Source organism: Mycobacterium sp. (assembly GCF_044370595.1).
GTDB lineage: Bacteria > Actinomycetota > Actinomycetes > Mycobacteriales > Mycobacteriaceae > Mycobacterium.
Genome location: NZ_JBILVF010000077.1, coordinates 1 through 14,955, shown reverse-complemented (window position 1 = coordinate 14,955; position 14,955 = coordinate 1). Strand labels below are relative to the sequence as shown.

The 14,955-nt window shown below is 65.9% G+C and carries 11 protein-coding genes and 2 pseudogenes; 6 read left to right on the top strand and 7 right to left on the bottom strand.

Annotated elements, in window-relative coordinates; all coding sequences use genetic code 11:
- Positions 1 to 209: 209 nt before the first annotated feature.
- Together ADBZ5N_RS11515 and ADBZ5N_RS11510 are read right to left on the bottom strand one after the other, a co-directional pair.
- Positions 210 to 493: pseudogene (locus ADBZ5N_RS11515) on the bottom strand (PIN domain-containing protein); the annotation flags it as partial.
- Positions 490 to 744, bottom strand: a pseudogene (locus tag ADBZ5N_RS11510) (type II toxin-antitoxin system Phd/YefM family antitoxin); the annotation flags it as partial. The pseudogenes ADBZ5N_RS11510 and ADBZ5N_RS11515, both read right to left, overlap by 4 nt.
- Before the next feature lie 150 nt (positions 745 to 894).
- On the opposite strand from ADBZ5N_RS11510, the gene ADBZ5N_RS11505 reads away from it, so the two are divergent.
- Entirely contained in the window at positions 895 to 1,527 is a 633-nt protein-coding gene (locus ADBZ5N_RS11505; protein WP_526257617.1) for a TPM domain-containing protein, read from the top strand.
- 120 nt (positions 1,528 to 1,647) lie between these two features.
- Here ADBZ5N_RS11505 and ADBZ5N_RS11500 read toward each other — a convergent pair whose 3' ends face one another.
- Together ADBZ5N_RS11500 and ADBZ5N_RS11495 are read right to left on the bottom strand one after the other, a co-directional pair.
- Positions 1,648 to 2,670, bottom strand: a complete 1,023-nt coding sequence (locus ADBZ5N_RS11500) for a zinc-dependent alcohol dehydrogenase (RefSeq protein ID WP_526257616.1) — start codon at positions 2,668 to 2,670, stop codon at positions 1,648 to 1,650.
- Positions 2,671 to 2,859: 189 nt separating this feature from the next.
- Complete coding sequence (locus ADBZ5N_RS11495; protein WP_526257615.1) at positions 2,860 to 3,231, bottom strand: hypothetical protein; 372 nt, start codon at positions 3,229 to 3,231, stop codon at positions 2,860 to 2,862.
- A 111-nt stretch (positions 3,232 to 3,342) separates the two neighbouring features.
- Here ADBZ5N_RS11495 and ADBZ5N_RS11490 point away from each other — a divergent pair, with 111 nt between their 5' ends.
- Positions 3,343 to 3,642, top strand: coding sequence for a hypothetical protein (locus ADBZ5N_RS11490; protein ID WP_526257614.1), 300 nt, complete (start codon positions 3,343 to 3,345; stop codon positions 3,640 to 3,642).
- A 106-nt stretch (positions 3,643 to 3,748) separates the two neighbouring features.
- On the opposite strand, the gene ADBZ5N_RS11485 is transcribed toward ADBZ5N_RS11490, so the two are convergent.
- The 3 genes from ADBZ5N_RS11485 to ADBZ5N_RS11475 all read right to left on the bottom strand — a co-directional run bounded on the left by ADBZ5N_RS11485 (position 3,749) and on the right by ADBZ5N_RS11475 (position 9,885).
- Positions 3,749 to 5,725: a cytochrome c oxidase assembly protein gene (locus ADBZ5N_RS11485; protein WP_526257613.1), complete on the bottom strand. Its 1,977-nt coding sequence runs from the start codon at positions 5,723 to 5,725 to the stop codon at positions 3,749 to 3,751.
- An 87-nt stretch (positions 5,726 to 5,812) separates the two neighbouring features.
- Complete coding sequence (locus ADBZ5N_RS11480) at positions 5,813 to 6,964, bottom strand: YHYH protein (RefSeq protein ID WP_526257612.1); 1,152 nt, start codon at positions 6,962 to 6,964, stop codon at positions 5,813 to 5,815.
- Positions 6,961 to 9,885, bottom strand: coding sequence for a hypothetical protein (locus ADBZ5N_RS11475; protein WP_526257611.1), 2,925 nt, complete (start codon positions 9,883 to 9,885; stop codon positions 6,961 to 6,963). The genes ADBZ5N_RS11480 and ADBZ5N_RS11475 overlap by 4 nt, the downstream gene beginning before the upstream one ends.
- Positions 9,886 to 9,898: 13 nt before the next feature.
- Here ADBZ5N_RS11475 and ADBZ5N_RS11470 point away from each other — a divergent pair, with 13 nt between their 5' ends.
- The 4 genes from ADBZ5N_RS11470 to ADBZ5N_RS11455 all read left to right on the top strand — a co-directional run.
- Positions 9,899 to 10,312 (top strand): hypothetical protein, encoded by a 414-nt coding sequence (locus ADBZ5N_RS11470; RefSeq protein WP_526257610.1) that lies wholly within the window; start codon positions 9,899 to 9,901, stop codon positions 10,310 to 10,312.
- 299 nt (positions 10,313 to 10,611) lie between these two features.
- Positions 10,612 to 11,901 carry a PucR family transcriptional regulator gene (locus ADBZ5N_RS11465; protein WP_526257609.1) on the top strand — a complete coding sequence of 430 codons (1,290 nt, stop codon included), beginning with the start codon at positions 10,612 to 10,614 and terminating at the stop codon, positions 11,899 to 11,901.
- 444 nt (positions 11,902 to 12,345) lie between these two features.
- On the top strand, positions 12,346 to 13,533 hold the full coding sequence (locus ADBZ5N_RS11460) for a PucR family transcriptional regulator (protein ID WP_526257608.1): 1,188 nt from the start codon (positions 12,346 to 12,348) through the stop codon (positions 13,531 to 13,533).
- Positions 13,534 to 13,788: 255 nt separating this feature from the next.
- Positions 13,789 to 14,955 (top strand): UbiD family decarboxylase domain-containing protein (locus ADBZ5N_RS11455; RefSeq protein WP_526257607.1); only part of this gene is annotated, 1,167 nt, incomplete at its 3' end.

The window sequence follows — 14,955 nt, the reverse complement described above, 5'->3', positions numbered from 1 at the left end:
AACTCCTCCCACGCTACACCCCCCTGTGGTGATACCGACATCCGGCGAGCCGAACTCACCGCCGACGAGGCTCTGAATACCATTACCCCGTCCAAGACCGAGCTGGCGACTTGGACCGGGTAAGCAGCTATCTCCTTGGAGTTGCGGGGAATTGAACCCGCTCTGGAAAATGCACCGAACATCGAAACTGCCGGACCGAGCCCATCCGGTCAGACCCGCAGTGCGGTGAACCCCGACGCACCGTCAAGCGCCGCGAAGTCGTCATCTTGAGCAATGACCGGCAGTCCGCGCGAAACGGCGATCGCAAGATCCACAGGTCGTTGATCCCCATCCGGCGTCGCGTCTCCCAGAGATGGATCCGAAGCCGCGCCCACACCCGTGCAGCGTCTTCATCGACGGGAAGTGCCACCAGATCGGCGACGGCATCTCATGTCGCCATCCGTTGCGCGCGGACTTCGGCCGTGCCGGCGGCAACAACGCCCGCATTGAGATCGGTCCGAGGTCGTCGGTGGTGTCACCGGCCAGCGCGGCGTGGTCGTGGCGCAGCCCCGGATCGGCCTGGCACCGCGTCAGGCGCTTGGCCAGTTCGTCTCCAGACAGCCAGCGCCGCCGACTGTTCTGGAGGGTGGTGAGCTGGGCCACCGGCTTACCGTTCACCGTGATGGTGATGACTTAACCGGCCTCGACCCGGCGCATCAGCCCAGCAGTGTCATTGCGGAGTTCGCGAGAAGCGACGTCTGACATGCGACAGATGGAGCCCTTCCGTAGCATTCGGCTGGGTTGGACGACGGTTGTGGCGGTTGGACCGGCTGGACCGCAGTGCCGGAAAGCTGGAAAGCCGAAGGTAGATTTCACCAATGAACAGCCGTTTCCGCTGAGCGATCGGAGCGCAACGTGAGCACCCCGCCGGACCCCCGGGGGAAGCCCCCGCCGATCAAGTACATCTGGCCGAAGCGGATCGCCGTCATCCTCACCGGGCTGGCTCTCGTGGGCGGGATCGGCGTCGGCGTCAAAACCCTCCTCCACGAAGACGGCACCGCGACCACGAGCCAGGAATCGGTTCAGCCGGCATCTCCAGCGCCCGGGGGCTCGCAGGCTCCGACGGCGCCCGAGGGGTCGCCGGCACCGGCAGCGACATCGGCGCCCATGAAACTCAGCCAGGCCGTCACCGATTCCGCCGGGGTGTTGACCAGCGAGCAGACCAACGAGGTGAGGTCTGCCGTCAAAAACCTGCAGACGGCCCGCGACGTCCGGTTGTGGGTGGTCTACGTCGACGCTTTCGACGCCCCGCCCGCGGAGTGGGCCCGCAAGACCACCGCGCTGACCAGCATGGGGGACCGGGACGCCATCCTCGCCATCGCGACCGAGCAGCGGAAGTACGCGTTCCTGGTCGCACCGGGCGCCGCAAACGGGTCGGAGCAGGCCATCAACGATCTACGGCGAAACACGGTCGAACCGCGTCTTCGTGACAGCGACTTCGCCGGCGCAGCCGTCGCCGCCGCCACCGGGCTGCAAGCCGTCGGCTGAGCCGGTTCCGCCCCAGCCTGCGTCCCTGAGCAGGTGACGGCGAAACCGTCGGCGGATCGTTCTTTACGGAGCTTTGGACCGGGAACGACAATCGCCGCCCCTGGCGTACCACCCGCGCATCTAGCGAGTGATGACCAGCTTCATGGCGGGCTGCAACCAGTGGTCCGCCGCACGGTCCCACTCGATGACCGTCGTCGGCACCGCCAGTGGGTCGATCCTTCCGGCCGCGACCAGATCAAGCACCTCGGGCAGGTAGCGCCGGGAGTCGGCGCGCGAGGTGTGGAAGGTGATTCCGCGGGTGTACATCTCGAGGAGCGGTAACGGTGTTCCCGTCCCGAAGTGAATCGTCACCGGAGTGATCCGGCCGTAGGCCTGCGTCGAGCGGACGGCGCAGTGCAGTCCCTCCACTTGCAGGGAGCCGGCGACGACGATCGGCGCTCGGTCCAATCGTCGCGGGAACTCACCGCCTAGATCGGTGACCTCGGCTCCTAGGTCCGAGGCGGCAGCGAGTCGCTCAACGTCGCTGTCGGCATACCGGATTCGGCCGGCACCCAACGCCTTCGCGCACAGAACCACGTACAAACTGATCGACGGCGCATCGCCGCCGACGATCAAGACATCGGCCCCGGGCCGCTCCCCCAAGCCGTCGACGACGGTGCGGTAGGCGTCGATGAGGTTGTCGGTCGTGGCCGCTAGCGCCACGTCGCTGATCGATTCGGGTGCGGCCCACAACATGTGGTCGGCATCGGGCACCAGAAGCAGGTCGGCCATGCCGCCACCGTGGCCGCCGCCGGCTTCACCGAATCCGAACGCCGCCCCAGCGCGCGCATGGTTGGGTTCACAGGCGGCATAGTGCCGTTCGCGGCAATGATCACACACTCCACACGACACTTGGAAAGGCACCGCAACCCGCTGCCCCGGCGCGACGCGCCGGACTCCCGAGCCGACGGCGACGACCTCAGCCGCAATCTCATGTCCTACCGGGAACGGTCCCGGGAAGATCCCGAACGCCGCCATCGCGATGTCCAGATCGCAGCGGGCGACCGCCAGCGGCCGTACGACGGCCTGTCCCGGACCTGGTTGCGGACTGGGGGTCTCCTGCCATTCGACCGTGCCGGGTTCGACGAAGACCAGCTGCCGCACTGTTCCTGCTCCTCCACGCGATTCGGGTTAAAGCTAGCCTGCTGCCATTCGGCGCCCCATGAGGGACTGCTGGTCAGCAGCATTCCCCCCGACCGGCCGTTGGCGCGAGATCGGCCGGTTCCTTGTCGCCCGCCACGCGGAGAGCCGCTGCCGTCAGGCCCGCGCCGGGATGAGGGATAGACCTGACGACTACGTCTGGCGCAGGCTGGGCCGGTAGTCGGCGAACTCGGCCTCAGCGGCGAGCAGCGCGCCCAGATCGCCTTGCTGCTGTGCAACGAAAACACCGACGACCTGTCGGCACAATTCCGGCACACTCACCCCGCGCGCATCGGCGATACGTTTGAGCCCAACCACCGTCGTAGTGGTGACGTGGAATTGCACGGCGAACTGACCACAGGAACCATCCTCGGGCGGCAACCCTGGCCCCAAGACGACGGGGCCGTCGATGGCGTCGTCGCCGGCCTCGACATCCCGGCTCGCCCGAGCGACCTCGTTACGACGTAGCCGGCTGTCAGTGCAGCTATCCGGTTCCTGGCACTCGTCGTCGCTGAGGTAGCCCATTGCGCCCACGCTAGACCCCGCGGAGTTCGGATGGTCTACCTGGAGCCAGCAGATGAGCGCCAACGGCAGCCCGCCGCCACGCCGACGGATACGCATTCACCATCGGCGTCCATGGGAACCGGCGGTACGAACATCTACACCAACGCCTTCACCCGGCTGGGGTTTGGCCAAGAAGTCATCGAAGCCAGCCGGCTCTGGCAATCAGGCCACCGCGACGAGGCCCGCGCTGCGGTCCCGTTGGATCTGGGCCGCCTCACCAGTCTTCTCGGCAGCACAACCGAAGTCGCCGAACGTATCGCCGCCTACCGGGACAGCGGAATCACCACCCTGCTCGCCAAAGTCGACGGCGACCACACCCACCAACTACACACCATCGGGCGCCTCCTGGAAGCGGTGCCGCTCAGCGTCTAGTGGCGCTGCCAATGCCAGACAAGCCAGGCCCTTCGGCCTGGCCTGCTGTGGTGGATCCGTGCGCGGCAGTACCGACCGCCACAGGAAGCCTGAGAGAGGAGAGTAACTACTTGCTGGTGTGCTGAAGGGCCAACTCGCGCAGCATGTTGTTGTGGGCGTCCGTATCGTCGTCGGAGCCGGCTTCTTCGTATCGGTCCGAGCGAGCCGAGGTGCGTCGGTCTTGGCGGGCCCACTGCGTCACCAACGCGATGAGCACGACTACGACGGGCACTTCGCCTGCCCCCCAGGCGATTGCGCCACCAAGGTACTGATCGTCGGTGCGGCTGGATACCCAAGGCAGCGCCACAGTGGCGTAGTAGTTGTCGCCGACCGCGGTTGTCTTCGTCATCATCGCGATACCGAAGAATGCGTGAAAGGGCATGGTCGCGAACAACAATGCGAGCCGGCCGATGAACGGAAGCCGTCGCGGGCCCGGATCGACGCCGATGATGCCCCAGTAGAACAGGTACCCGGTGAGCAGGAAGTGCAGCGACATCAATTCGTGGCCCCAGTGGTACGGCACCAGGGTGTCGAACAGCGGCGTGAAGTACACCGCATACAGCGAGCCGACGAACAGCACGAAGGCCGTGGCCGGGTTGGACAGGAATGTGGTCAACGGCGAATGGACCGCTCGCAGAATCCATTCCCGGGGACCCGGTGGCGCTCCGGGTGCCGCGCTCGGCAACACCCGCAACGCCAACGTCACCGGTGCCCCCAGAACCAGGAGAAGCGGGACGAACATGTTCAGCGTCATATGCTCGACCATGTGGATGCTGAACATTGCTGAGCCGTAGGCTCGGACACCCGAACCGGTCGCGAACACCAGAGCCGCGCAGCCGGCCAGCCAGGACACCGTGCGTCCGACCGGCCACCGGTCGCCGCGGCGGCGCAGCAGAACCACGGCGGCGAGGTAAAGGGCAGCGAGCAGCAGTCCCCCGACACTGAGGAAGGTGTCGAAACGCCAGAACGTCAACATCCGCAGCGGACTCGGTGCGCCGGGCAGTTCATAGCCGAGCAGTAGCAGGAGTTGGGGAACGGTCGATCCACTGCCGGTCCTCATGACGCGGGTGTTGGTAGCAATGTCGTAGTAACAGCACACCGCCGACCAAAACGGGAGTAGCCGGGGTGCGATCTGGACGGCCATGGCCGAGACCGCGGCCAGCGCCGTCATCGCGGTCAGTGCACTGAAAGCCGGCGCGCGCCCGCGCAGGTCGAAGATGAGGCCCGCAAGCACTGCAACAGCGGCCAACAGCCCTAGCCGGCCGTATGCGGAGCCCAGCGGCGGCCCGGCCAACAGCACCATCAAGACCGCCCCGAAGGCCAGTGCCACTACGCCGGCGATCAGCGCCGTCACTTGCTCGGCTCGACCGACCGCGTCGCTCGGTCTGGTCAAAGCCGACGTAATCTTCAACCCGGCCAACACCGAGGCCGCAACCGTGAACACAATGACCGAACTCGTGGCGTAGTCGTGGTCGGGACCGTAGCCGGCGTTGCCGTTGACCGGGAATGCCACGACGCCGATGATCGCCGGAATCAACAGCGGCACATGCCAGTCCCAACGCAGTGTGAGCCGCAGACCGAGCGCGGTCACCGCCGCGCAGATGGCGACCACCACCCATGCCCGGACGTACACCGAGGCGCTCAGCGCATCGCCGATGGAGCCGACGCGGTCACTGCTGAACAGCAACGGCAGTGCGAGGCCGGCGTCTGCGGCGACTTGCACGAAAACCATGGCCGACGCCGTCACGAGCCACACCACGGACATCCGTTCGACCACCCGGTGAGCCGGGAACGCTACGGGGTCGATGACGCCACGATCGTCCGGGCGCGCTGTGATGAGGATCAGCACCACACCACCCAGACATATCGCACCTGCGAGGGCGGCGGTGAAGCTGCCGAACGCATGCGCGACGGTCGTCGAAGGCGCGGCGGATTCAAACGTGAACGCGTACCCCGCGACGGCGGCCGCCGCCGCGGCATAGCCGGCCAGTAACAACCAGCCCACCGCCCGTGACCGGCGGGTATCAGTGCGCGTCGCGGTCATGGCTTCCCCTTCCGAGTGCACCGGCGGACAGTTCCACACGAACGAAAGCTCCTGCCGCCGAACCACATCGGCGAGTCAGTCGTTCTTCTAGCGGCCCATCCCCGGCATGCCCGGCATCGGCTTCTGACCAAGAAGCGGTAGCGGGGTAGCACCGTAATTCGCGGGGTCGACCGCACCCCGGAAGCAGCCGACCGAGTAGGGGTATTCACTGTTGAGCACATAGTGATAGATGTTTTGGATCTTGCCGTTCCAGAGCACCGGGGCCGTCCTGCCATGGCATTCATCAAGCTGGGCATTGGTGATCTCTTTGCCATCCGCGCCGCGGGGCCCGTAGATACCGAATCCATCCATGGCGTAGCCGAGCAACGGCGACTGGCCGGCGGTGCCTTGATTGGGGAAGCACTTCCACGAGTAGGCGTGATAGTGGTACTGCTGGCTGTAGGGGTGGCCGAAGCATTGATCCAACGGCAGGATGGAAATCGGATTGGCCCAAAAAGTACTGCTGGCATTTGCCAGTTCCACGTGCCACAGAGCCCCGGTAAGCGCCACGCCAGTGACCAGATACTGGATCGGTTGAGGTGTGGCAAGGACTTTGGGGTTTATCGGAACTCGGATGTCGAGATTGTATGGAGAGATGCCGATGGCGGCGGCGCTTGAATAGTTTTGGCCAAACCCGGGCGTTCCCGGGATGGTGTTCGCTCCACCCGGAGCCGCCGCGTAATAGGGATAGGCCGCCGTGCCCGGTTGGACGGGTCCGAACCTTCCCATCGGGGTAGACGGCAGTCCGTTGCCTTTGAAGTAGCGATAGGTCTTATCCGTGGTGACGGCGAAAACGCTGCCGCGCGGATCGATCTCCTTGGCGGTGACAGTTCCGCTCACGGTGGGCAGTTTCGGGATCATGATCGTGGTTGGGTTGGTTGCAGCGTTAACCCAGGGCGCGGAGCTCGTTGACAATGTGGTGCTCGACGGGAGGACTGTTTGAAAGAGTGGCCCGCCCACATAAAGCCTGCCTTTGGAACCAAGCGGCGGTACTTCAAGAATCCCGAAGTCGGATCGGGCATTCACCATGGTGTTCGGCACGGCGGCGGAAGCCGGCGATGCCACCGATGTGGCGCCCACCAGCATCCCGGTGAACAGTGCTCCGATCACACCTTCTTTGCGTATCGACCCCTTTTTCCGTTTCGGCATTGCGTTCCCTTTCCGGTGGACGTTGTTGATGAGGCGGTTGGGAGCGGTCATGCGCTGATCACCGACACCGTGCCGTTGCTGAAGTTGGTGATGTAGACGTTGCCGGCGTTGGCGCCGGTCGGGCTGACCGCTACTCCGTAGCCGAAGGCTCCGAGGTCGATGGTGTTGACGACCAGCCCGTCGGGGTTGATCACCGACACGGTGCCGGCGTCGCCGTTGGCGACGTAGACGTAGCCGGCGGTGGCGCCGGTGGTGCTGACAGCCACCCCCTGCGGGTTGGGGCCGACCACGATGGTGTCGACGACCCGGCCGAAGGGACTGATCACCGACACGGTGCCCGCCCCGCTGTTGGCGACATAGACGTAACCGGCATTGGCGCCCGTGGTGCTGACCGCCACCCCTTGCGGGTTGGTCCCGACCTTGATGGTGTTGACGACGATGCCGAGGGGGTTGATCACCGACACCGTGTCGGAGGTGTTGTTGGTGATGTAGACAAGGCCCGCGTTGGCGCCGGTGGAACTGACCGCCACCCCACTCGGGTTGTTGCCGACCGCGACAGTGTTGACGACAGTGCCTGCGGGGTTGATCACCGAGACCGTGCCGGCGTCGTTATTGGCGACGTAGACGAAGCCCGCGTTGGGCCCACTGGCAGAACTGACCGCCACCGCACTCGGGCCGGCGCCGACGACGATCGTCTGGCGCAGGCTGCCATCGGGGTTGAGCCACGACACGGTGTTATCGGAGCTGTTGGCGACATAAATGTTGCCGACAGTGCTGCCCGTCTGGCTGACAGCCACCCCGTTAGGGCCGTCACCGACCGTGATGGTCTCGACGACGGTATTGGTCGGGTCGATCACCGAGACCGGCCCGAGAAAGTCGGTGACATAGACGTCACCGGCGTTGCTTGCGCCGGCACCGGCCGCGCCCGCACCGCCGAGGAAGCCGCCGAGGTCAATGCTGGACACCGTGAAGGTTGAACCCGCGGTACCGGCGGAACCGGTGCTGCCGAAGATCTGGCCGCGCGCTCCGCTGGTACCGCCGGTGCCGACGACCCGGTTGACGTCAGCGGCGTTGGTGCCGGCCGCACCTGCGTTGCCGCCGTCACCGCCGTCGCCGCCTCTGCCGAACAGGGTTCCGCCGGCCCCGCCGGCCGCGCCGGCCCCGCCGGCACTGACCGACGTCGAGGCGCCGTCGGTGTAGACGCTGCTGCTGCCGCCGAAACCACCGGCGCCACCGGTCGCCAAGGAACCGCCCACACCGCCCTGGCCGCCCGCGCCGGCGGTGGCGTTTCCGCCATTGCCACCGTCGGCCGAGCCGGTGTTTGCGTTGCCGCCGAATCCACCGGCACCACCGTTGGCCAGGAACGTGGCCGCACCGCCCTGCCCACCGGCGCCGCCCCTACCCGTACCCGTGCCATAGGCCTTCGCGGTGCCGCCCACACCGCCGACACCGCCGCGGCCGCCGAAGAAACTGGCCCCGCCGCCGTCACCTCCGATACCGGCCACCGCGCTGCCGGACTGGTAGGCCACCGCACCGCCGCCGGCCCCGCCGACGCCGCCCGTCCCGGCGAACCCGGCAAGCCCAGCTCCACCACCAAGACCGCCGGTGGCGGTGCCGTTGATCAGCGTCTCCGCGGAGCCGCCCGCGCCGCCGACGCCGCCGGGACCAAAGATCGAGCCCCGAGCGCCCCTACCGCCATTGCCACCGGTCGCCGACCCCCTCGCGCTTGCCGTGCCACCGGCACCACCGGCCCCGCCCGCACCGCCGGTGAACACGGTCCCGATGATGCCGCTGCTGCCGCCGTCGCCGCCGCGACCGGCGAACGCCACCCCATCGCCGAGGTTGATCGCGCCGTTGCCGCCGAATGGGAAGTTCGCGTCCCCGCCTGCCCCACCGGTGCCGATGAACAGCACCGAGCCACCGCGCCCGCCGGAACCGCCGGTCGCCGCACCTGACCCTGCAGTGCCCAAACCATCGTTGCCGATATTGGCCGAGGCACCCATGCCGCCGACCCCGCCGGCGCCGCCGGGACCGATGGTGGCATCCCCACCGGTGCCACCGTTACCCGCGGTCGCCGCACCGAACGTGCTGAACACCGTGCCTGCGAACGCCTGGCCGCCGGCACCGCCGCCACCCACCAGCAGACCACCCCGGCCGCCGGTGCCGCCGTTGCCGCCCGTGGCCGAGCCCACCGCACCCGTCGGGCTGCCGTCCCAGTTCTGGGTGGCCGAACCGCCGTCGCCACCGGCACCGCCGTCGCCGAACAAGCCCGCGCTGCCCGCGTTACCGCCATTGCCACCGGCCACATTTCCGTTGACCGCGAACGACACGTAGCCGCCCACGCCGCCGGCGCCACCGGTGCCGAAGATCAGGCCGGCGCGACCGCCATCGCCACCATTACCGGCCCTCGCCCCCGACACCGTCGCGCTGCCGTTGTCCGCGCCGCCGTACCCGCCCGCACCGCCAATACCCCACAGCCACCCGCCGTTGCCACCGCGGCCACCGGAGGTCGCCGCCGAGATCAAGGCCCCGGTGTTGCTGTCGTATACCGCGTCGGCACCATTGCCGCCGGTCCCACCGGGACCGATGAACAGGGCGTTGCCCCCACTGCCGGTGGTGCACGCCGAACCGCTGCATCCCGGGGCGCCGGGCGCACCATTGCCGGGAAGGAAGACGGTGCCAAAGAACAACCCCGCATTGCCGCCGTTGCCCCCGTTGTACCCATTACCGCCGGCCCCGATCAACAGTCCGCCGCGGCCGCCGTTGCACACCGTCGAGCCCACGCACTGCGTATCAAATGAGCTGTAGGAGTAGCCGTTACCGACCAACAACCCCGCGTTCGGACTGCCGGAGGTGCCGTTCGACACAAAGATCGAATAGACCTCCTTCAGAATCTGGCCCGGCTGCCATACCGTCGCGGCCGACGCCGACGGCGCAGCCACCGCGGCCGCGCGCGGCGCAGTGCCCGCCACAGTTATCGGCGCAGTGTCTTTTTCGGTTGCGGCTGGTCTGGCCAACGCGGCGGGGCCTACCGGCGCACTGCTGATCTCCGTCGCGGCTGCAGGTCTTGCCGACGCAGCAGGCATCCCGGTGGGGAGTTCATCGGCGGTGTCTCTGCGGGAGGACTGGCGCCCAACAACCTTGCGCGCACTGGCTTGTTCTGTTGACCTCGCCCCCGGGGTAGATCTGTCTTCGGCGCTCATCGAATTCGGCGCCGAGGCCGCGGCCGCAGGGTGCGGCGCTGTCGAGCGTCCCGTTCCCTTCGTCGTGCGCGGGCCGTCAACATGGGTGTCGTTGCGAGTGTCCGCGGCGGCGACGCCCGACCCGCCGGTCAAAGCCGCACCGGCCAGCGCCGCTCCCACCCCCAGGCCGACGGCACCGACCCCGAGCCAGGAATAGGGGGCCCGACGGGGCTTGCCCCGGCCATGACGCGGGGTGCGAATCGACTCGGTCGTTGTTAGCGGGCAATCAGACGTGGCGTCGCGGTGTGAATCCACAGGTGCGGCCTCTCGGCGAAGACAGACTCAATCTCTTGTGCACTTGAGGCTAGAGATTTACCCACTGATCTCCGTCGTCCGTGCTTGTTACGGCGAGTCAGCGCAAATCACTGTTCGGATTTGTAGTCCGAGCACAAACTCACCATCGGGCACGCGGGGTGCGCCGATTACACTGCAGCGTGTGGCGACGGGGGTGTCAGCGTGAGTGCCGAGGACGCCCTCGCGATGTTGATCGCCCGCTTCAGGGACCGTGAAACGGCGGACGCGGAGGCTTATCTTGAGCTGCTCGTCGAGCCTGCCCAGGGTGTGCCCGTGGAACCCAAGCTCCTCGAACTCCTGCGCATGGCCCTCCTGGAAAACATGCGGGGTTTCCTGGCGTTCCTGAGCCATGACACCGACGACACCAAAGTTGCTGCACCGCTGATGACCCTCGAATACGTCCGGCGTCTCGCCCAGAACGGCATCGGAGTCAGCGGCATCACCACCGCCCTGCGAACCATGCACAAGCAGTTGTTGGGTCTGTTGATCAGCGAGATCCGTGAATCCGGACTTACCAGGGAGACAGCGCTTGAGGTGTTCGACTTCTTCGTCGACCGGTCCTTCGGCTATGTGGACCGGATTACCGAACAGGTAAGGAAGACACACGAAGCCGAGCGGGAGCGTTGGCTTGAGCGCCAGAACACCGCTCGGGTTCTTGGAGTCCGGCAATTACTCTCCAGCGATAAGCAGATCGACATCGACGTCGCGACTTCCCGCATCGGTCACCCGTTGGGTGGCACTCACCTGGCGATGATCCTGTGGAGCACCGAACCCGGCGTCCACGAGCCGGACATGCTGCGCTTGGAACAGTTCGGCCTCGAGGTCGCCGAAGCGCTCAAGATCGACAGTCCTCTCTTCGTCGCCGCCGACCCGAGTACCGGCTGGGCATGGTTGCCGCTGCAGTCCGGTGGCACCGACCCGATCGCGGTGATTCGCCGGCTCGTCCCCACCGATTACGGCGCAATCCGCGTCGCGGTGGGAACGATCGAGTCTGGAGTCGCCGGATTCCGCGAATCTCATCGGCGGGCGCAGGACGCACGAAAGGTCGCTATTGTCGGCCCAACATCTCGCAACGTCGTGGCCGCCACCGATCCGGAGGTGAGAGTGGCCGCACTCATGGTCGACGACCTGGACCGCACCCGCGAATGGGTGCAGAGCACGCTCGGACCCCTGGCGAGCAACACCGCCGGCGATGCGAAATTGCGTCAGACACTGCGGATATTCCTCCGTGAGGGATCGAGCCACACCGCTACCGCGGAACACCTTGCCGTGCATCGCAATACGGTCGGCTACCGGGTCAACAAAGCAGTACAACGGCGCGGCCGGCCAATCACCGATGACCAGATCGAGGTCGAGATGGCGCTACTGGCATGCGATCAGTTCCACGCGGCAGTCCTTCGAGGAGGTGCGGAGGCCGCTCCGGCAACAGCCGACGTACTCGACTACCGCTGACAAGACAACAAAACAGGCCAGGCTTTTCGGCCTGGCCTGTATTCGGTGGAGCTGCCGGGAATCGAACCAGCTCTAGAAAATGCCCTGACATGCGCAGATGCCGGAATCGATGACGCCAGAGCACGTCAGACGACGGCAAAACACCTGGGGCAACGTGACGCTTGTTGACGGCGTCAACACACCGTGGCCTTCTCTGCCACCCAGGGATTTTTACATTTTCAACGACTAGTCCCAACGCCTCCATCGATCGTTCGGCCCTACGCCGCGTCGGCCTGCCGCCCTGTGGTCTCAGCGATCACTTGCGCCGGATCCCGACCAACTGGCCGATCGTTGGCTAGCCCATGGCTGAAGGATCTTCGGTGCGACCTCGGCGTGGGACTGCAACGCGAGATTGCGACCGGCCAAAAGCCGCGGATTCACCAGGTTGCCTCGTAGTCTTTGCCCATGCCGTCACCGGACCTGGAGACGCAGATCGTCGAAATCCAGACCGCCTTGCTGAGCCGATGCGACGCTCTCGGGGCGATCGTTGCCGACACCGTCTGGCGTGGGGTCGATTGCTACGCCGACACGGGCCAAATCGGCAAAGATGAGCTCATCGCCGATTGCCGAACGGCTTATCGGCAGATATTCCAGGCACTCAATGCCGCCACCCCGTACTCGACCGAGCACCCGACCCGGGTCGGGGTTGCACGTGCCCGCGCGGGAATTCCCCTACCGGCGATGTTGGAGGCGTTCGGCATCGCGGGGCGATTGGCTCGGGCCGAAATCGCAGACCTGGCGACCGCCCGTCCGGATCTCAGTCGAGAAGCGTTCATGCGGATCTCCGAACGGTACTGGCTGGCACAGGATGCCTACACCGACGCGATGGCGGATGCATACCGCGACACGGTGAGCCGAAAGGTTCTCAACCAGGCGGCTGAGCGGGCAGCATTGGTGGAAGCCCTGATCGACGGAAGAATCGTCCAGCAGGCGGATCTATTCGAAATTGCGCAGATGTTGAAACTGCCTGTCCGGGGGCCCTACGTCGCCGTTGCCGCCGAGTGCGCATCGCTGGGTCGATCAGCCCTCCCTGGAATCGAAGCCAAGCTCCACAGCCTCGAAATCACCTCAGCGTGGCGACTTTTACCCGATGTCGAACTCGGTCTGGTGCACGTGCGCGACGACGCGATGCTGGATATCTTGAAGGACACGCTATCCGGCCGCGCCGTCAATCGAATAGGCGTCAGCTCACCTTTCGGCGACCTCCGGAACACGCCTCAGGGCGTGAAGTACGCCCGGATCGCACTGTCCCTCGAACCGCGTGATGGAACATTACTCACGAGCTTTGAAGCAACGCCGCTGTCGATTGCGGCCGTCAGCGCTCCCGACGTGATGAAACAGGTTGCGTCGGCTGTTCTTGCCGGCTTCACCGACGTCGACGACCGTGAACGCGCAGTCCTGTTCAGCACCTTTCGGGTGTGGGCGGACGCCGGAGGCTCGATCAACGACGCCGCGCAGCGTTTGCACTGCCACGCCAATACCGTGCGCCACCGGCTACGACGCGTCGAAGAAGTCACCGGCAGATCACTGAGCCGCCCGATCGAGCTGGCGGAGTTGTGCCTTGCCTTTGAAGTCGACCTCTTGGTGGGTTAGACGGGCTGATGCCTGGTATGCGTGGCGTTGCCGGTCAGAGTTAATCCCTCACCGTCGATCCACACCTCCGTTGTAGGCGCGGCCAGTTCCAAGCACCCGTCCGCGGCAGAAATGTGCGGCATAACAATCCATTCCGGTCGACCGGCGTAATAGCCTTTCCGTGGTGTAACTGTTGTCCCGATCCTTTTCCCGGCGGCGACGATCCGCCCGGCAGCACGACCCCGTTTTCACGACTTCGTAGATGAAAGGCGCTCCATGACTGACTCATCCGCACCCGGTCCCAAGTACCGGGACGTTCGTGAGTACTTGGAGGAGCTCGACCGTCGCGGTCTGCTGAGACGGGTGTCCCGCACCACCAACAAGGACACTGAGGTGATGCCGCTGGTGCGCTGGCAATTCCGCGGCCAGGAGCCTGAGCAGCGCACCGGTTGGCTGTTTGAGAACCTCACCGATTCGCGTGGCCGTAGCTTCGACGCGCAGATGGCGGTGGCCATCGTGGGTGCCTCGCCGCAGGTGTACGCCGCGGCCATGGGGGTCGACTCCCCCGATGAGATCGCGGCGAAGTGGCTGCAGGCCGAGCAGAACCCCGTCGCGCCGGTGACGGTCGCGGCCGCGGACGCTCCGATCAAGGAAAACATCATCAAGGGCGACGACCTGCTCGCCAGCGGCGGGATCGACCAGTTCCCGGTGCCCGTGGTCAATCCGGGTACCGATGCCTCAGCGTACTTCAGCGCTCCGGTCTGGATCGCCAAGGATCCCGAAACCGGTGTCTACAACGCCGGAACTTATCGGGTCATGCTGAAGGCAGCCGACCGCACCGGCGTGCTGATGATGTCCGGTCAGGACGAGCGCGGCTACTGGGAGAAAGCCCGCCGGATGGGAAAGCCGTTGGAGGCCGTGCTGATTTTGGCACCGCCGCCGTCGCTGTCGCTGTGCAGCGTCAACAAACTGAACATGTCGGAATACGACGCGGCAGGCGCGCTCGACGGCGCACCGCTGGAGTTGGTTCAAGCCGAAACGGTGGACCTGCTCATTCCCGCGCATGCAGAGATCGCCATCGAGGGTCGGATCCGCACCGACGTTCTGGAAATGGAGGGCCCCTTCGGCGAATTCGGCGGCTACGTCGGTGCCGAGGATTACCAGACGTTCTTCGAAGTCACCTGCATCACTCACCGTACAAAGCCGATCCTGCAAGCCTTCATCAGCGAGATGCCGCCGAGTGAGAGCTCCTGCTTGCGTAAGTTCGGCTGGGAAGGGTTCCTGGAGGAAGAACTGCGGCTCAAAGCGCCCAACATGCGCAAGGTCAGCATCGCCGAGATGTCGGGATCGGCGAACGTCGTGATCATCGAGTTCCACAAGCCGGTCGCCGGCGTGGTCTGGAATACCCTGAGGGCCGCGGCCGCGGCGCGCAACCTGGCGTGG

Bases quoted from the DNA above. Each gene is read 5' to 3' on its own strand.
- ADBZ5N_RS11485 (WP_526257613.1), bottom strand. From the start codon at position 5,725: ATGACCGCGACGCGCACTGATACCCGCCGGTCACGGGCGGTGGGCTGG.
- ADBZ5N_RS11495 (WP_526257615.1), bottom strand. From the start codon at position 3,231: ATGGGCTACCTCAGCGACGACGAGTGCCAGGAACCGGATAGCTGCACT.
- ADBZ5N_RS11460 (WP_526257608.1), top strand. From the start codon at position 12,346: ATGCCGTCACCGGACCTGGAGACGCAGATCGTCGAAATCCAGACCGCC.
- ADBZ5N_RS11480 (WP_526257612.1), bottom strand. From the start codon at position 6,964: ATGACCGCTCCCAACCGCCTCATCAACAACGTCCACCGGAAAGGGAAC.
- ADBZ5N_RS11490 (WP_526257614.1), top strand. From the start codon at position 3,343: ATGGGAACCGGCGGTACGAACATCTACACCAACGCCTTCACCCGGCTG.